Raw genomic sequence first — 17731 nt, 5'->3', positions numbered from 1 at the left:
GAAGGGTTATTTATTCTTACCTTGCGAGAAAAGACTATCTAACTTTTGCTCGTAATCGTGGTAGCCGAGATAGTCATACAGATCCATGCGGGTTTGCATGCTGTCTACCACCGCTTTTTGGTCGCCATCTTTTAGAATTGCCGTGTAGACTGTTTCTGCTGCTTTATTCATCGCTCTAAATGCACTTAATGGGTAAAGCACCATGTCAGCGCCCCATTCAGCAAGTTGCTCTTTGTTCCACAATTCAGTTTTACCAAACTCGGTAATATTCGCCAAAATAGGTACATCTAAGGCTTCAGAGAAGGCTCGGTAATGTTCTTCCGTCTGTATTGCTTCCGCGAAAATGCCATCTGCGCCTGCTGCTACATAAGCTTTAGCACGCTCAATTGCCGCTTCTAAACCTTCTTGAGCAAATGCATCGGTACGCGCCATAATGAAGAAATCAGGGTCAGTACGAGCATCCACTGCTGCCGTGATACGATCAGCCATTTCTTCAATGGATACGATTTCTTTATTTGGTCTGTGTCCGCAACGTTTTTGCGCCACCTGATCTTCCATATGCACAGCCGCTGCTCCCGCTTTTTCCATATCTCGTACGGTTTTAGCTATGTTGAACGCGCCACCCCAACCAGTATCGATATCGACCAATAATGGCAAGTCGCACGCCGAGGTAATACGTTGTACATCAACAATTACGTCATTTAAGGAGGTCATGCCTAGGTCGGGTAAGCCGTATGAAGCGTTAGCTACACCACCACCAGATAAGTAAATCGCCTTATGGCCAATTTGCTTTGCCATCATGGCCGAATATGCGTTGATGGTACCGACAATTTGTAGCGGTTTATTTTCAATCAATGCTTGTCTAAATCTTTTGCCTGGAGTCATAATTTCCTCTGTTTAACAATCGGTGAAGTTTGTTAACTTGAAATGGCAATACAGCATGTTGCATAAGTGCTTATTATTCCCAATTTCAGGTTAATTACGTTACTGCAATTTCTTTTCAATATTATTTTTGGAATACAATATATGTCGACGCATTAGCATCTCAGCTAATTCGCCATCGCGATTCGCAATCGCCTGGACAATGTGTTTATGTTCATCAAAAGCGGTAGATACTCTTGGTCCGGCCATCCCTAATTGCACTCGATACATGCGCACCAAGTGATAAATGCCATTAATTAGCATGGAAATCAGATGCTCATTTTTACTACCAACAATAATTCGGTAGTGAAAATCTACGTCGCCCGCCTCTTGGTAATATGACTGACCTTCTTTAACTTCTTGAAAATGCTCACTCAGTAAAGTTTCAAGTTCGTTGACTTCTTCATCGGTCATATTGGTAGCTGCCAAACGCGCCGCCATTCCTTCCAGTGACTCGCGAACTTGATACAACTGAATTAAGCCTTCAGGTGTTAGGGTTACAACTCTGGCACCCACATTTGCTCTGCGCTCTACTAAGTGACAGGTTTCTAGGCGATTAATGGCTTCACGCACTACCGCTCGGCTTACAGCATATTTTGTCGACAACTCAGTTTCACTTAGTTTGCTACCGGGTTGAATATTACCCTCAACAATATCTTTACGGAGCTGAAAAAACGTCTTATCCGCAGATGTAACCGGTGATTCTGATAAAAATTTAACCAAAAGATTATCTTCATATTGCCTTTAATGTCGACAATATAGACCTAATGGGTGATTAATTCAACATATAATCTCTATATTGTCGACAATATGTGCTTTTTATTGATCTAAGTCAGATTGATACTTTTTAACCGAAGATGATATGGACAGTACTCAGTGGAGAATATCTGCTGGAAAATGGTTTTCGGTTAACCGTTGGTAATGGGAAAATGATTATTTGCCTAATAATGGGTTCGACTAACCTTGAGAAAGGGGAAAAGGTTAGTCGAGTGGTTTATTGCTACAAAAATAGAGGTATAGGTCTAAGGGTAAATTAGGCTTGGTAGCGGGGAGATTTTAGTGGTGCCAGCAATAGATAAAATATCCAGGCAAACCAAGAAATGAAAATCACAGCTAATAACCATGCCGCTTTTTCACCTCCATTAGTACGATTTGATGTGGCAATTGCCACTATGGGAATTAGCCATAAACAAAAAATGATTAAGCCACATAAAAAAGTAAACATCTGTATTCTCCTTTTTACCGCAACCACAATATGGGTGGGTATTTACATTATTATTTTGTTAGGGGTTTTCTAACAATTGTCACTAAGTTGATTTTTATAGAAGCGACACTTGTATAGAGCAACATTTATTCCAGATGGAAAATACAATAATATCAATATGATAGCTGCTTTATGTTGTTTGATGTACAAGGCTTTTGACTAAAAAGTGGTAATTTTGCCTATTTTTAAGATGTATTTAACCATTGCTCAATTATGTGCAACCACGCATTCATGGTTAATCAACCTGTTGTTTATAAATAACATTGTCAAAACAGCAGAAAACAAAGGTGCAGACAATTCAAGTTTCACTGATATACTCCTTGAGGTAATAAAACAGTAATGAAAATGTAATTAAGTAATTGATGACTTAATAGGTGTTTTAGCAATCGTTTGGACAAGGTGTTTCCGCTTCGGTTTGCTGGTTGGAAGTATATATGCGTGAAAAGTCAAAGCTGACGTCAGATCAGTGGGTTGCCTTGCTTGCCAAAGAGGAATTACCAGCAATTACATCAATTGCTGGTATTTTAGATAAATTCTCAAATGATGATAGATCTTCAATTCCCAGTCTTAGTAAAGTGATATTACATGATCAGGCTTTGTCATCAAGCCTGTTAAAAGTAGCGAACAGTTCGAGTCGCTCCCCGGTAAAACGTGTGACAACCGTCTCCCGCGCTGCCATTTTTTTGGGCATTCAATCAGTCAAAAATATTTGTTTAACCGCTAAGGTATTGGAAGGTTTATTGAATAGCAAACACCTTTCCCCATCGGTCTATGACCGCCTCATGAAACTCATGGCCAATGCTTTTTTTGCTGGTCTGTTGGCGAAAATGATGGTGCCAGACTACGATGAAAGTACCCAAGAAGAGGTATATTTAGCTGCGATGATGTACAACATCGGAGAGACCTCATTTTGGAGTACAGGTAACCCTTTAACGCGTCAATTAATTCAAAAATCGGGTATGCCTAAATTGGCGTTTGAGCAATTCTGCGCATCTACAGCAGGCATAAAATTTCGCGAATTGAGTGTAGGGCTGGCACGGACCTGGAACTTGGGAGAGTTACTGATTAAATCGTTGAATCAGCCCCAAAGCCGGACTAAAGAGATGAATATTATTAGCTTATCGAATCAACTCAGTGAAGCGATTGGCTCTCCTCCTAAAAATAAGGCGAAGTTTGATCAGTTAATCAAAGATGTAAGTTCACTAATCAATGTGGATGAACATAAACTAAAATTGCGAATCGAGTCTACTCGTAAACTCGCCGTTGAATTGCTGGGTTCGTATAATGCTACGGAGTTGGAAAGTTATATCAAACCTTTACCTAAGCCCCAAGATTTTGGCGGTTTACCAAGTCCCGTCGAGCTAGCAAATTTGACCATTGAAGAACAACTCATTATTGGCATTAAATCGTTAAATACTTTAACTAAAACGAGTCGCAGTATGAATGAGTTTCTAACTCATACTTTGCAAATCATGTCGCAAATATTTCATTTTCACCGCTGTAGCTTTTGGGGATTTAGTCAAGACAAACAACAAATTGAGTGCAGACAGAGTGTCGACAGCGATGGCGAGCCTGTGCGCTTTCACTATACTTTTGCGTTGGCCGACTCACAGAACATTATGCGTTATGCTGTGGATCAAAATGAAAGTATATTTGTCGAAAACTTTAAAGACTTAAAATGGCGAGACTACTTGACCTTTGAATCAGAGCAGTTTATCGAACGTGGTGTGTTATGTTTGTCTCCTGTCAAAGTTAATTCCAAAGTAGTGGGAATAATAAGCGGGCAAATTTTTGATAATGTGGGTTACTTTACAGAAGGTGATTTTTCACATTTTGATTTAATCGCTGAGCACTTAAATCTCTGCCTATCCTACGTTTCGAAACGACTTCAATCGTAATTCATTTTTGCTTAATTCATAAAAAAGCCGTTAGCATATTCTGCTTACGGCCCAGGGAGATTCGACAGTTCACTACGCTGTCATTAAGTACGACGCGCAAACCCACCAAAAAGTTTAAAAAAGTTTCTATTTTTTTCGTTTTAATTGTTTTTTTGTCAAAAAACTCCGGAAAAAATCAAATTGATGCCATCAAAATGATTGTATTTGGGTTTTAAAGCCCATATAGTTGGAAAAACAGTCTGGGAATATCAGCATGGAAAATGAATTAGATACGATGAATCATGGTCAAAAAGAGCGTTTAGCGTTCATAGATTTTAGCTTACAGTATTTTGGGCATGTAGCGCGCACTGATTTAATTCAACGCTTTAAAACAGGTTTAGCAGCTTCAACTCGTGACTTCAGTGCTTACAAAGCCCTTGCGCCGAAAAATCTAATCCTAGTTCATCAAACCAAAAACTATCACCGTACAAATGATTTCAAACCGGTATTCAAACATGATCCCGAAGTGATTTTAACCTCATTGAGCCGTGGTTTTGGTAATGGTATTTCTAACGGTGTACAACCATCCGAGCAATGTTTTGATGCGGTTCGGTTAATTCATCCAGACCAGAATATTATTGCTGCATTAATGCGTGCTATTCATATGAAGCAACCCATTGAATGTGGCTATGTTTCAATTAGTTCTGGTGAGTCAACCAGAGTCATTGTGCCCCATGCAATCGTTAACAATGGACATCGTTGGCACGTGCGAGCCTACGACAGGAAACATCAAAGCTTTAGAGATTTTGTGTGTACTCGATTTACCTTTGTTAATCCCTTAGCCCAAGACATTAATACCCTTGAAAGCCGCAAATTTGATGGTCAGTGGAATAATCAAATTGAATTGGTTTTAGTGGCACACCCTAGTATCCAATTTCCCAAAGCTATCGAATTAGATTATGCCATGGTGGAAGGTAAGTTAAGGGTGAAAGTGCGATCTGCATTGGCCGCTTATTTACTCAGACAGTGGCAAGTAGACTGCTCTCAAGGGCATAAATTTAGAGGCCAAGGTTGTCAATTAGCCTTAGCTAATTTAGACGTGCTAACTGGCGTTGAAAATACACAGTTGGCCCCTGGCTACAAAGTTTAATGGCTTTCTAGGACGCGGAAGTGTCTAGCTCTAAGTCGCTCAGCATTAACAAGTTCAGTTAACGAAAAGATAATTAGACCTTGATATTTTTCGATTACCCTAAAGACTAAATCAAGGTCTATTTCTTCGTGGCTATTGCGATAGGTAATATTATTGCTAATTAAGTCGTCAGCTTGGTCAAAATAGATAATTGCATTATGTTGCTGGCTATCGGCAATGAGTTTGGCTAGATTAGATGGTGATAGCTGGTGTATTTCCTCGGAGCGAATGAATAGCACCTTCTTTTTAGAATTATATGCAATGTTTGCCAGTAACAGACCTTTGTTGTGTTCCGAATCGCCCAGGAATCCACAGACTGATGAACTGTGCTGCTTGCTCATACTGGCTAAAAGGTAAGATTGTTCGCGGTCTTGCTCTGACATTGGCGGATCTTGTCTTGGTTTAGTAACAAGACTCAGTAGCAATGTGTTTTTTCGTGAACCTTGGATCTTGTCGCCAAAATGTTTTGAATAGTCAACTAAACTCATGAGTTTACGCTCGCCTCCTTAGTTACCTAATAACAATGTAATGAATTTTCTCAAATTGCAAATACCAGAGGCATAAAGAACTTGCCTGCTGCACTTGAATTCCTTTTTTTAAATCCAATACTATTCACTATACGTTCCTATATGTATTTAATAATTAAGGGAAAACTATGTCGGCACTATTTGAGCCATTAAAACTAGGCAATATTCAGTTAAAAAACCGGGTAATAATGGCACCATTAACAAGATGCAGGGCGACTGAAGATAATGTGCCAACTGAACTCATGGCTACCTATTATGGGCAACGAGCTGAAGCTGGGCTGATTATTGCTGAAGCGACTATGGTCATGCCCGGCAATTCTGCATTTTATCGAGAGCCAGGCATTCACTCCAATGAACAAGTTGCAGCCTGGAAAAAGGTCACCGAAAGAGTGCATCAAAACGGCGGGAAAATTGTTTTGCAGCTTTGGCATGGCGGCAGAGCTTGTCATCCTATTTTGAATGACGGCAACACGCCTGTGGCACCAAGTGCGTTAGCCATTAATGGCAGTGTTCATACTCCTGAGGGAAAAAAGGAATATGTGATCCCTCAAGCCCTAAATCGCGCTGATATACCTGCAATAGTAGAAGGCTTTGTAAAAGCGGCAATCAACGCCAAAGCCGCTAACTTTGATGGCATTGAGATCCATGGCGCTAATGGCTATCTGATTGATGAGTTTTTGCGTGATAGTGCTAACATCCGTGACGATAATTACGGGGGGAGTTTGGAAAACCGTAGTCGCTTATTATTTGAAATTCTCGAGGGTGTAATCAATGTTTGGGACAGTGGCAATGTTGGCTTGCGAGTCTCGCCGATGAATAGTTCCAACAGTATGCGAGACAGTGATCCTGAGGGCTTAACTGCTTATTTAGCGAAAAGGTTAAATGAGTATGAACTGGCTTATTTCCATGTCATGCGAGCTGATTTCCTGCAAAAACAGCAAGGGGATGTGTTATCCGTTGCAAGCAAGCTTTATCAGGGAAATATCATTAGTAATATGGGTTATGATTATACCGAAGCTGAGGATGATGTAATGAACGGGAAGGTCGCCGCCGTTGCCTTTGGTTCCGCCTTTATTGCTAACCCCGATTTACCCAGCCGCTTTAAACTCGGGTTAGATCTGGCGACCCCTAACCCAAAAACCTTCTATACCCACGATGGCCATGGCTACACTGATTACCCTAGAGCACAAGTCTAATCATCGCTAATTACTAGAAGGAATTATCCTGAGCTGTGCAATTGCGGCTCAGAGTATGCTTCGGTACTTGACTTAAATCACCGCGAACTTTTAAGGGTTAACGGGGCTTTCTGCAGCTTTTTCTGAAAAGGGTTCTGTTTGATAAAAAATCGGTTTCATGGAGCCACAAAAACTCAGTCGATAATTCAGCATATCTTCAGGTGGAACACTACTTTTCCCATTCACATCTGTAATGCAACTGATATTTTCAAACAATAAAATTAGATGGTCATAGCTAGGAGCGCCTTGGATTTGGTGGATCAATGCGCGACTATTATAACCTAGCTCAACTTTGTCGTAGGTTTGGCGATTATTTGGTTCGTCCAGTTTTTCTAGAACCCGTACGTATTTTTGTTCGCTAAAGGTGATATCCATTTGTTCATAGGTCAAACTGCCGCCTTGCTCAAAATGACCAATATACACATCGGCCTTAACCGTTATCGATTCACCCCTGATCAACCTTTGAATATTGAAAGGTACTGGTTTGATGGTAACCAAATCTGCATCTCTGGTTAAATAAATTAAAGCCGGATTCTTGGGAGTAAGTTTATAAATTAACTGAACATTATGGGGCTTTCTATAGGTTGGAAGATTGGATACAAACAACGAAGAGGCATGATTAAAAACCACCATGCCATGTACACCTTCATAGGCCGGATCTAAGGGTTCTGCTGGCGCATCGTCACTTTGTGCAAAAACAGTGGTTGATATAACTAATAACAACCAGCAAAAAACTATTCTAAACATACTTAACCTTGAGTTTGAAACCGCCATAGTAAATTATAGATATCGTATATAAATTCGCCGCTATTATACCTTTGCCTACGGCAAGAGGTGATTGCACTTTAGTCTAAAACAAACTCATCTTTTTTTAGGCTGTAATCGAACAGCTAAATATGAAAAAAATGAGAAACCAGTTCAAAACTAACGGTTATATATTTTTGGGGGGGGAATCTGCTAAGACCTTAAATATAGAGTTAGAGTACGAAGAAGCATTTTCTACCTGAAACGTCTCATGGTGTGCAACAATACAAGTATCGCCATCCTACGAAAAGGCTATATAGCGAGCTCAAATTGACAATTGGATGCTGTGTTTGCCAGTAAACAATAGGAGAGAAATGCGCATTTATTCAAAACGGTCGAAATGAAGGCTTTAGCCAATCAATTAATAACACCCTAATGCTAAGTTAAAAAGGCTAGTTTTATAACAAGAGTTTAAAACCAATGAGGATGAGTACAATACCACCTAAAAGCTCGGCCTTACTTTCAAGCATGGTTCCACTTTTTCCACCGATTTTGACACCCAGCCAACTAAAGCCAAAGGTGGTTAAACCGATAACTAAACAGGCGCTAAAAACACTGACATCCATTAAGGTAATTGCATAACCTGCTGCCATCGCATCAATACTGGTAGCAATGGCTAACGTGAGTAAAATCCGGTGCGTGATGCGAGAAATGTCATCTTCAATGTTTTCAACAAATGACTCATAAATCATTTTGCCGCCGATTAATATCAACAACATGAAGGCTATCCATGGTGCATAGTCATTTACCCATGAAGACAACCCTTTACCACTAAAGTAACCAAATAACGGCATTATTCCTTGAAACAAACCAAAGTAAAAAGCGGTTTTATAAGCTAAGTTGTTAGCATCAGAACGGCATTTTGCTCCCAAACCTATAGATACTGCAAAGGCATCCATACTCAGAGCGATTGCGAGAATGAATACTTCAATCAATTCCCTTTCCTCAATGTTATTTGTCAGTGCATCTGGCTGGCCAAATCCATGAAAATCAGAGCAATCGTAAAATCTGGTTTGGCTATTATTTTTTGAGCATTATACCGGAATCATTTTTATTGAAAATATAAAAATTGTATTGGTGTGATCTTAAGACAATATTATTTTGGAAGTTAAGGTTTTGAATTCATCTCATATTGCTCAATTTTTGCAAACAATGCTTCTGCTTCGCCATTGAATTTTGCGTAGTCTTGCATATTACCATCGTGCTTGGCTTGCATCGACTGGGTGAGTTTTTCATCATATTGCTTGCGAAGCTTTTTAATCGGATTTGTTTTCAATAGTCCAAACATAGTTCAATTTAAATCCTTTTAATATGGTTACTTTAATCCTAGAAGATAAGAACGGGTTTTCACGTTTTTTTGTGCAAATAGTTAATATTTTTTGCTTTTGACCTGAAATGGGTAATTGAAGTTCCCATAAAGCGTTAAAATGCGGTGAATCCCGAGGCCAAATCAAAAAGTTACAAAAGAGTTGTGCTTATCCACTAATTTTAATCTGCCGCTGGCTCATAAATACTGATATTTAGGGTGTTAAATTGAATTAAACCTCGCTAAAATCAGCGGTTGTACGGAATTCTACACCTGCTTCTCCAAGTTACCTTCATTTAAGCATTTGAATCCCGAGTTAGCTGTCTCAATCATAATAATAAATTAGGATGTTTATGCCTGGGTTACATCGCATTATTCTCATCGACACTCACCTGCCAGGTGTTGTGGAATTAAAATTAAACGGTCATACCAATATATGTGGCACCAACGCGTCTGGTAAAACCACCTTGCAACGATTGATTCCGGTTTTTTACGGGGAATATCCAAGTCGAGTTGTACCTTCTACTCGAGATAGTTTCGAGAAGTGGTATTTACCCAGAGAATCTAGTTTTATTGTTTATGAATACGCGCGTAACGAAGGCGATTTGTGCCAGGTTGTTCTGGCTTCGTCTGGAAATGGCGTAAATTATCGGTTTATTGGTAAACCTTTCGAGCTTGATGATTATTTATACAAAAACAAAGCAGGCGAGCACAGTAGCGTTACCATGAATGAATTGGCTCGTAGTTTAAAGCGGGCGAATATTTTGGTGACGAATTTACTCAATACCAAAGAGTTTAAAGCCGTTTTACAAAACGACAGAGGGGTTTTAAACGACAGCACCAATAGTCGAGAATTGTTAGGCTATGCGAGAATATTCAGCTTGTGTGAGCAGGCCAATCACCTCAGACACATCGAAAAACTAGCCAAAGCCGTGCACTCTAAAGAAGGCAAGATGGAAACCATCAAAGCCATGATTGCCGCTATTTTAGAAGAAGATGGCGTACAGCCGCCGAGTTCGAGTTTAAGTCGAAACCGGGTAGAAGATTGGATTAAAGAGTGCCATCTGATTAAAGAGTTCGATGCCATACGTCCTGAGTTCGCAAAATTGGAACAAGCGGATCACCAACTTAATCAAACGGAGTATCGCCTGAGTGAACTGCAACAGCAATTTTCACTCGACAGCAGCGCATTGGCAGCCAATGTGGTTGAATTTGAGCGTGAATTAGATGAACTGCAACTGGCGAGTAAAAAGCGCGAGTCAGATTGGACACATGAAAGGGATGAGTTGAATCAGAATTTGTCTGTGGCCAAAGCAGACTCGGAAAAGTTAGAGTCTGATTTAGAACAAATAGAAAACGAATACGATGATTGGCAATCCCAAGATATTGAAACCCTACAAAGTAATTTGCAACAATTACCCCAGTGGGAAAGTGAATTAGAAACCTCTTCAACCCGCTATGCTTTGCTCACTGAAAAACACCAAGATGTTGAAGCCAGTTTTAATAAGCGCATCGCCCAGATCAGTGAAAAATTGAATGAAGAGCTTGAAGGTTACTCTGAAGAAAAAAACCAATTACAAGATAAACTGTCTGAACAAAAATCCCAGGAACAGCAAAAATTACAGCAAATCAAAGATGACTATCAAGGCCAGCTTAGTAGCGTGGAGTCTGAGTATCGGCAAAGAGCTGACGAGCTTAAAACCCAGTATACAGAAATAACCGCAGCGCTTAAAAATGCAGGGTTCGACGAGTTTGAGCAAAGTCAGTTAGATATTCTTGATGCGACTTTAAAAGAGGCGGGTATCGCGGAAGATGCAGCCCGCGAGAAACATCGCAAAGCGCAACAAGAGTTTGTGCTGGCAAGTCAGGAGCGCAACAAAGCCAATGGCATACTGGAAGACGCCCGCCGGAGTCAATTAGAGGCACAGCATCAATTAGACAAAATCGAAGGGATTTTGTATCCGGGAGAAAACAGTTTACTGGAGTTTTTACGCAAAGAGCGACCTGACTGGCAAGACAATATTGGTAAGGTATTGCATCCCGAGTTATTTAAGCGCAAAGATTTAAAACCATCATTGCATGAAGACGCCAACAGCATTTTTGGGATTAAACTGGATTTACATGCCGTTGATATGTCGGAGTTCGCAGAAACTGAAAATCAACTTCAACAAAAACTCAGTGATGTTCAACAGCTTCTTGATAAAGCCAATGCTAAACAGAATGAAGCAGAGCTTGATTTAGCCAAGGCCAGTGAAGAAGTTCGTAACAAAGAACTGGCACAAGCGAAAACGGAAAGTGCCTGCAAAACGGCCGAAGCAACCCGTAGGCGAGCACAACAAGACAAAGATCAGGTTCAACAAGAGTATGCCCACGCATTGTCACAGCGAAAGCAACAGAATAAAAAACGCTTGAGCAGTATTCAAAGTGAGCAGGCTAAGTGCAAAACGCAACAGGCTGAAGCCATTGCCGAGGTGAAAGATCAGCAGCGAGAAGCGGAAACAGAACATCAATTCCACTGGCAACAGCTGATCCAAGATATTCAATCTAATATTGCGGTTGTAGACAGCCATATCAAAAAAGCCAAAGACATTGCTGCAGAAGACAAACAAAAAATCGAGCAATGGAAAGAAGATGAGCTGAATAATCGAGGGGTTGATGTTGACGATATTGGTACGTTGCAAAAGCGCATAAAACAATTGCAAAAAGACATCACTTACACAGACACCCATCGTCACAAAGTGAAAGACTACCAGCGTTGGTATGAAACTTATTTTGTCGGCTACAAAGTTACATGGCAGCAAAGTCTAACAACGGCGAAAAAAGCGGCAAGTAAAGCGGAACGTTTGTTAAACCAAAAACAAGCTGATTTCAAAGAACAGCGCCAAAAAAGCAAAGATCAGCAAATACAACTGGAACAAGATCTTCGCACTGCAAGAGAGCAGCATACTGACGTGCTAAATATAAATCGTAGTTTAGGTAAACTTAAACTGGTGAAAACGGAGCAAAATAGTCAGACCAATATGTCTGCTAAACCGGATACCGTTAACATTGCCCAGCGTATATCTGAGGGACAAGAATTATTGCAAACTCGTGATCGTTTGTTGGGCGACATCAAGGTATATGTGGAGCACTTTGACCAACTTATTGCGGCCCAATCGGGAACAGGTTTAGCTGATATTTGGGAACGTTCTAGAGATGAATGTGCGGTAGTCAATGATCAAGGTATTCGAAACATCGATCATCGAAGAATGGTGAACCATTTGGCGCAGCTATTAAACGAAGTTGTACCGCAAAAACTCCATGGTTTGCGTGAACAAGGGCGCATTTTTGGCGCAGATTTAACCCAATATTACAATGTCTTGGAAGATATTGATAAACGTATCGCCAGCCAAAGTAAGCGGATCAGTAAAGAAGTTGATGAAGAGTTGTTCCTCGATGGTGTATCTGATTCAGCGGTGAAAATTCGCTCGCGTATTTCAGAGTTGGAGTTTTGGCCTGAGTTAGCCCAGTTTAATAAGCTCTACCAGGCATGGATGAAAAGTGGTGCGGTTGAACTTCCTGATGATGAGTATGCCCAGAGCATGCGTAAGGTGTTAGACATTCTTGGACGGGCAGCGTTGAGTGGCGGGATCAGTAAGTTATTAGATATTGAGCTGCACATTAAAGAAGGTAATTCGAATTTGGTGATTCGCACGGATCGCCAGTTAAATGAATCTTCTAGTCATGGTATGGCCTACTTAATTTTATGTAAATTTTTACTGGCCTTTACGCGTTTGTTACGAGGGAATGCAGATGCAACTATTCACTGGCCCATTGATGAGCTAGGCACCTTGCATCATAGTAATGTGAAGAAAATATTTGATGCCTGTCAGAACAATAATATTAGTGTGGTGGGGGCATTCCCTAACCCGGAATCTGAAGTATTGACGTTGTTTGATAATCGCTATTTGATTGATAAAACCACGCGAAAACTGCAAGTGGTTCAGCCTAAAGTCAGTGCTATTGCCGAGCGTATTCAAAAGCGCAAACAAACTGAGCAAGGAGTTAACCTATGATTAGTGAACAAGGGCGTATTCTAGAGAGTTTGTTATCGGGGGCTTTTATTTGTCAAATTAGTGATGAAGATGGGTGGCGCTTTCTGAAAACATCAGGCAATAGCGATAAAATTGAAGGGCAGTTGAATATGTTAAATCGTACTTTGGCCAGTGCCGCTGAAGGAGAGGTGTTTTACGCTGCCTATCAAACGCTTGGCGATAACGAGCGTAAAGTGCTAACCAGTCAATTTCAGGACATCTCTAGTCACTTGGTTCCTTTAGTTGAATGGTTATTGTTGGTTCAGCAAGCCAGCGGCACTGATGTACCTGTAACCCAAGGTACCGCTTTGCGCTTGGCAGAAATTCAATTGACCATTGAAGATACCCCAGCATTTGCCGAACAGTTAGCCAAAATTTCCCATTACAAACTCTTTGGTTCCACCAGTGTTTCGGTTGATGGTCAGATTAAACAGGTATTTAAGCGTCTTACTGATTTGGGCTATATGTTGCGACCTAACCAGGACAAACAGATATTTATTGCCACTGGGAAAGTGGAATATCTATATGAAGTAATTAAGTTTATCGATGAAACAGAGTCGTTATCCTTGTCTGAGCAAGCTGATAGTGCTGTGCAGCAGGGAAGTCTGATATGAATCAGAATTTACATCAAGCCGGAGTTAAGCTGCTTAATGCGTTAAGTCGACATGCTGATCTTCTGATGCAGGTGTATTTATCTGGCACGGTGGACGAGTCGAAATTTAGTCCCAAAGTTATTGATAGTTTAGTGCAAATGGGTATTTTATGGCGGCCAGATGCTGACGCTGATTTACGTTTGAAAAATGTGGTAAGGCAGTTACTCGAAGGAAGTCTCCATGACGAACGTAATCGCCAAATAGATGCCAATATTGGTTCAGCCTTAAAAGGGCTTAAAACCCTTGCTGATCATTATAAAGAAGCATTGCAACATCAACGATTTACCGAGGCGAACGCCCATCTTTCTGATTTAACAGAACATGTTTATGCCCTAACGGAGTCGTTAGAAAACAATGTACGTGTGTTGTTTAGCCGCATTAACAATGAATTCGGTTATGTCTCTTCTATTGATGCTAAGATACGTGAAAATCAATTGGCACAGTCTCAAGTTTCCGAGTTATTAGGAGAATTGGAAATGTTCCAATTTGATGAACTCAGTGAGATTGCCGCTAGTAATCGAGAATTACGCCATTTATTGATAGTGACCTTGCAACACAGTTTCTCCCGAGTAACCCAAGAACTATCGATAGTACAAGCTCGATTATTGTCATTGCTAGGCCGTTTTAGAGAGTTACGTGGTCGTACTCGCTTACTTAAAGGCTTTTTGTTGCACATGGAGCACTCGCCTAGTTTTGTGCCAGTCAACTATTGTGGATTAACTCAAGTACCTATGTTGTTTAATCAGGCGGAAGCTGTAATAAAAGCTGCTGCTGTCGATGTGACGCGGGTTGAACATGAGCAAGATTTACAAAAACTAGTGAGTGCAATAAAGACCTTAAACCGACCGCAGAAGTCTTATCAACCCGAGCGAGCTGCCCATCAAATTCATGTAGAAAAACAAAGTGAAGTCGAGTTTGCTGAAGACAAGCTCAAGAAAGCCGTAGAGGGATATTTCTGTCAGGTTATTGATACTGGTGAGCGTTTAACTGCTCTCGAATATTATCAGCAGCATGAATTGGCATTTGATACCGAAGCTTGGTTATACCAAGTGATTGGTGGTTATCAGGGGTTAACGTCGGAAGAGCAGTCGTATTTTGCCATTGAACAAAGTGGGGAGCCGCATCCTGTATACAATGGTAATTTCATTATTCGAGATGTGGAGTTAGGGTTAAGATAACACTTCACATGGCGCAGTTTTCTGCGTCATGTGAGAGGAAATGCCTTAGGGCATGACTTTCATAAAATTATTAAATTTATCTTGGCTTTTGACTACCCATTCTGGTGGTGATTCGCCGCTTCCTGCGAGCTTAAGGTTGGTGTGTTGACTGGCTACAAGTTCGACAATCTCTAACTGTTGCTCGGAGGCATCCACAAAAAAGATGTGTTTCCCTTGTTTTAGCAGTTTTTGAAACTGTCTGAACTGATAATTAGGCAGTTGAATACCAATTAGGCCTCCTTCCCAAGTGCAAAACCCTAATATGACTACTGCAAGAAAGCCAAAAGGGATCCAGCCTGCCGCGGTAAGGTGCCAATTCATGCTATACGCTAGCAGTAAAACTAAGGTTGCGCCGATTACACCTATTATTGCTCCCATTTCTGTAGAACGTACAATATCTTTTTTCAACACGGACTCAATGGCATGTAAATGGTGTTTTTCAACTTCAGCATCATTTTCACTTAACACATGTAATTGAGGTGCACTCAATCCTTTATCTTCAAGTTCACTTTGGATAACACTTAGGTCATTCAAGTCATCACTTATGTAGTATTGTCTTTTCATCTAAAGTACCCTTTTGCTGTCGAGTTGTTTCTAAAGCATAAGAACAATATTAGTACAAAAAAACATATTTGTTTATTTTTTGTACAATTTATATTGTTGCTCCTATACCAACACAAGTTGTTTACACGATGGAATAGTTGTAGAAAAATTAAAACCTTTGCCATGCGCAAATCCAAGAGAGAATATTTATGAGTTTGTTAGGTTCAACAATGATTTTTCTGGCTGCGGCAGTGGTTGCTGTACCCATTTTCAAACGTTTGAAGTTGGGGGCAATTCTGGGGTACTTAGTCGCCGGTATGATAATAGGACCATCGATTATGGATTGGGTGTCTGCACCTGAAACCATTTTACATTTTGCGGAGCTTGGCGTTGTATTTTTGTTGTTCATCATCGGCCTAGAATTAGAACCTAAAAAACTCTTAAAAATGCGTGATCAGATTGTTTTTACGGGGGGCGGGCAGTTATTTTTGAGCGCCTGTTTTATCGCGATTTCAGTTAAGTATATTGTTGGTACTGACTGGACAGCAGCCATAGTGATTGGCTTGGCCGTGGCACTTTCCTCTACTGCTTTTGCCATTCAATTAATGGAAAATCAAAAAATTTTAAAGACCCCACCAGGTCAAAAAGGGTTTTCAATCTTGTTGATGCAAGATTTAGCCGTTATCCCCATTTTGCTGTTAGTACAAAGTCTTTCCACTGTTCCTGATGTCGACTCGCCAGCCTGGTGGATAAGCGTGTCTGCAATTGTAACGGTACTAATTATTGGAAAGTTTCTGATCAACCCATTTCTACGACTGATTTCCCATTGGGGAAATGCTGAAATTATGACTTCCGCAGCCTTGTTAATTGTTATTGCTACAGCCTTGGGGATGCAAGAAGCTGGATTATCGATGGGTATGGGGGCATTTGTTGCTGGTATACTGCTTGCCAATTCAAGTTTTAAACATCAATTAGAGGCGGAAATTGAACCCTTCAAAGGATTGTTGTTAGGGTTGTTTTTTATCGCTATTGGTATGAATTTAGACTTGGCTTTGTTTTTCCATAATCCGTTATTCATTATTGCCGCTGCATTAGCACTTCTTGCTATCAAGACACTGATTATTTTCAGCATTCTTAAGTTTTCAAAACAAACCAATACAGACTCAGTGCGCATTGCTCTTATGCTGTCTCAAGGGGGAGAGTTTGCTTTTGTGGTCATGGGGGCAGCCAGTGGTGCAAATATTCTTGAGCCAACACTGGCCAACCAAGTCACCTTGGTTGTTGGGGTGTCAATGGCGTTAACCTCTCCATTAGTGATATTACATAGTATTTGGTTTAATAGCCAAAACTGCCCTGCAGTGTACGACTCACAAAGAGATACAGATGAGCCGAGAGTACTAATAGCCGGTTTTGGGCGGTTCGGTCAGGTGACAGGGCGTATTTTGGCTGCCAATAAAATTCCTTTCACTGCCTTAGACAAAGATGCAGAGCACATTGCGTTTGTCAAAAAATTCGGTAATAAAGTGTTTTATGGTGACGCTACTCGATTAGATTTATTGAAGGTATCGGGCATTGAAAAGGCCTCCATTCTATTAATTGCGGTGGACAATGTCGAAGACACCTTCAAAATCGTCGCTCTGGTAAGTGAACAATTTCCCCATGTGAAGATGGTGGTTAGAGCACGCAATCGTAACGCGGTAATGCGTTTATCTAAGGTAGAAAATTTGCGATTTGTTAGGGAACTCTTTTGGTCTGGATTGCGTGCAGCTGAGTTCGTCTTAGAGGATTTTGGTTTTGACAAAAAACAGGCTACACATATGTGTGACATATTCGAAAAACATGATGAAAAAATCCTTAAGGAAGTGATTGAGGCTGATTCTAATTTAGATGAGTTAATTGAACTAAGTAAAAAAGGGCGGGCCGATTTGGAAACTTTATTTGCCAATGATATTAAAGAGATCGGTGGAAACTAGTTTAAAATACTCACTTTGGGTCGTAGTGTAACAAAAATGTCATCTTAACAGCATAGGCTTACCGGCCGGCAATATGTACTTGTTTATTGCATTGCATAAATGCATTTTTCTCATCCTACAGCTCAAGGTAGTCGCTAGTGTTTGAATTC

General features: G+C 40.6%; 15 protein-coding genes. 7 read left to right on the top strand and 8 right to left on the bottom strand.

Annotated features, from left to right (window positions below; translation table 11 throughout):
* Positions 1-6: 6 nt before the first annotated feature.
* From prpB to Q4574_RS20390, 3 genes are all read right to left on the bottom strand, one after another.
* A complete protein-coding gene (prpB, locus tag Q4574_RS20400; RefSeq protein WP_303477277.1) occupies positions 7-885 on the bottom strand; it encodes a methylisocitrate lyase in 879 nt (292 codons plus the stop codon).
* 99 nt (positions 886-984) lie between these two features.
* Entirely contained in the window at positions 985-1644 is a 660-nt protein-coding gene (locus Q4574_RS20395; protein ID WP_303477274.1) for a GntR family transcriptional regulator, read from the bottom strand.
* Between the two features lie 310 nt (positions 1645-1954).
* Positions 1955-2146 carry a PLDc N-terminal domain-containing protein gene (locus Q4574_RS20390; protein ID WP_303477271.1) on the bottom strand — a complete coding sequence of 64 codons (192 nt, stop codon included), beginning with the start codon at positions 2144-2146 and terminating at the stop codon, positions 1955-1957.
* Between the two features lie 473 nt (positions 2147-2619).
* Between Q4574_RS20390 and Q4574_RS20385 the strand changes: the two genes are divergently transcribed.
* Positions 2620-4083 carry an HDOD domain-containing protein gene (locus Q4574_RS20385; RefSeq protein ID WP_303477268.1) on the top strand — a complete coding sequence of 488 codons (1464 nt, stop codon included), beginning with the start codon at positions 2620-2622 and terminating at the stop codon, positions 4081-4083.
* Between the two features lie 253 nt (positions 4084-4336).
* The gene (locus Q4574_RS20380) at positions 4337-5212 is read left to right on the top strand and encodes a WYL domain-containing protein (RefSeq protein WP_303477266.1); all 876 of its coding nucleotides are present in this window, start codon (positions 4337-4339) and stop codon (positions 5210-5212) included.
* Here the strand turns inward: Q4574_RS20380 and Q4574_RS20375 are convergent.
* The gene (locus tag Q4574_RS20375; RefSeq protein ID WP_303477263.1) at positions 5209-5739 is read right to left on the bottom strand and encodes a hypothetical protein; all 531 of its coding nucleotides are present in this window, start codon (positions 5737-5739) and stop codon (positions 5209-5211) included. The two genes, Q4574_RS20380 and Q4574_RS20375, sit on opposite strands and share 4 nt — an antisense overlap.
* Before the next feature lie 167 nt (positions 5740-5906).
* On the opposite strand from Q4574_RS20375, the gene Q4574_RS20370 reads away from it, so the two are divergent.
* Positions 5907-6974, top strand: coding sequence for an alkene reductase (locus tag Q4574_RS20370; RefSeq protein WP_303477261.1), 1068 nt, complete (start codon positions 5907-5909; stop codon positions 6972-6974).
* Between the two features lie 90 nt (positions 6975-7064).
* Here Q4574_RS20370 and Q4574_RS20365 read toward each other — a convergent pair whose 3' ends face one another.
* The 3 genes from Q4574_RS20365 to Q4574_RS20355 form a co-directional block, all read right to left on the bottom strand.
* A complete protein-coding gene (locus tag Q4574_RS20365) occupies positions 7065-7760 on the bottom strand; it encodes a hypothetical protein (protein WP_303477258.1) in 696 nt (231 codons plus the stop codon).
* A 455-nt stretch (positions 7761-8215) separates the two neighbouring features.
* Positions 8216-8752, bottom strand: coding sequence for a manganese efflux pump MntP family protein (locus Q4574_RS20360; protein ID WP_303477255.1), 537 nt, complete (start codon positions 8750-8752; stop codon positions 8216-8218).
* 173 nt (positions 8753-8925) lie between these two features.
* Positions 8926-9105 (bottom strand): DUF6435 family protein, encoded by a 180-nt coding sequence (locus Q4574_RS20355; protein WP_303477250.1) that lies wholly within the window; start codon positions 9103-9105, stop codon positions 8926-8928.
* 371 nt (positions 9106-9476) lie between these two features.
* On the opposite strand from Q4574_RS20355, the gene Q4574_RS20350 reads away from it, so the two are divergent.
* The 3 genes from Q4574_RS20350 to Q4574_RS20340 are packed head-to-tail and all read left to right on the top strand — an operon-like array spanning position 9477 to position 15027.
* Entirely contained in the window at positions 9477-13178 is a 3702-nt protein-coding gene (locus Q4574_RS20350) for an ATP-binding protein (RefSeq protein ID WP_303477248.1), read from the top strand.
* The gene (locus Q4574_RS20345) at positions 13175-13810 is read left to right on the top strand and encodes a hypothetical protein (protein ID WP_303477247.1); all 636 of its coding nucleotides are present in this window, start codon (positions 13175-13177) and stop codon (positions 13808-13810) included. Before Q4574_RS20350 ends, Q4574_RS20345 begins: the two co-directional genes overlap by 4 nt.
* Entirely contained in the window at positions 13807-15027 is a 1221-nt protein-coding gene (locus tag Q4574_RS20340; protein ID WP_303477244.1) for a phosphoenolpyruvate carboxylase, read from the top strand. Before Q4574_RS20345 ends, Q4574_RS20340 begins: the two co-directional genes overlap by 4 nt.
* A gap of 45 nt (positions 15028-15072) precedes the next feature.
* On the opposite strand, the gene Q4574_RS20335 is transcribed toward Q4574_RS20340, so the two are convergent.
* A complete protein-coding gene (locus Q4574_RS20335) occupies positions 15073-15630 on the bottom strand; it encodes an NAD/FAD-utilizing enzyme (RefSeq protein WP_303477241.1) in 558 nt (185 codons plus the stop codon).
* 188 nt (positions 15631-15818) lie between these two features.
* On the opposite strand from Q4574_RS20335, the gene Q4574_RS20330 reads away from it, so the two are divergent.
* Complete coding sequence (locus tag Q4574_RS20330) at positions 15819-17582, top strand: monovalent cation:proton antiporter-2 (CPA2) family protein (protein WP_303477239.1); 1764 nt, start codon at positions 15819-15821, stop codon at positions 17580-17582.
* The last annotated feature ends 149 nt before the right edge of the window (positions 17583-17731 follow it).

The sequence above is a fragment of the Aliiglaciecola sp. 3_MG-2023 genome (assembly GCF_030548205.1).
Classification (GTDB): Bacteria; Pseudomonadota; Gammaproteobacteria; order Enterobacterales; family Alteromonadaceae; genus Aliiglaciecola.
The sequence above is the reverse complement of the archived record's forward strand: the minus strand, read 5'-3'. Positions and strand labels throughout refer to the sequence as shown.

Coding starts and splice junctions, on each gene's coding strand:
- prpB (WP_303477277.1), bottom strand. CDS start 885: ATGACTCCAGGCAAAAGATTTAGACAAGCATTGATTGAAAATAAACCG.
- Q4574_RS20390 (WP_303477271.1), bottom strand. CDS start 2,146: ATGTTTACTTTTTTATGTGGCTTAATCATTTTTTGTTTATGGCTAATT.
- Q4574_RS20385 (WP_303477268.1), top strand. CDS start 2,620: ATGCGTGAAAAGTCAAAGCTGACGTCAGATCAGTGGGTTGCCTTGCTT.
- Q4574_RS20380 (WP_303477266.1), top strand. CDS start 4,337: ATGGAAAATGAATTAGATACGATGAATCATGGTCAAAAAGAGCGTTTA.
- Q4574_RS20375 (WP_303477263.1), bottom strand. CDS start 5,739: ATGAGTTTAGTTGACTATTCAAAACATTTTGGCGACAAGATCCAAGGT.
- Q4574_RS20370 (WP_303477261.1), top strand. CDS start 5,907: ATGTCGGCACTATTTGAGCCATTAAAACTAGGCAATATTCAGTTAAAA.
- Q4574_RS20365 (WP_303477258.1), bottom strand. CDS start 7,760: ATGTTTAGAATAGTTTTTTGCTGGTTGTTATTAGTTATATCAACCACT.
- Q4574_RS20355 (WP_303477250.1), bottom strand. CDS start 9,105: ATGTTTGGACTATTGAAAACAAATCCGATTAAAAAGCTTCGCAAGCAA.
- Q4574_RS20350 (WP_303477248.1), top strand. CDS start 9,477: ATGCCTGGGTTACATCGCATTATTCTCATCGACACTCACCTGCCAGGT.
- Q4574_RS20345 (WP_303477247.1), top strand. CDS start 13,175: ATGATTAGTGAACAAGGGCGTATTCTAGAGAGTTTGTTATCGGGGGCT.
- Q4574_RS20340 (WP_303477244.1), top strand. CDS start 13,807: ATGAATCAGAATTTACATCAAGCCGGAGTTAAGCTGCTTAATGCGTTA.
- Q4574_RS20335 (WP_303477241.1), bottom strand. CDS start 15,630: ATGAAAAGACAATACTACATAAGTGATGACTTGAATGACCTAAGTGTT.
- Q4574_RS20330 (WP_303477239.1), top strand. CDS start 15,819: ATGAGTTTGTTAGGTTCAACAATGATTTTTCTGGCTGCGGCAGTGGTT.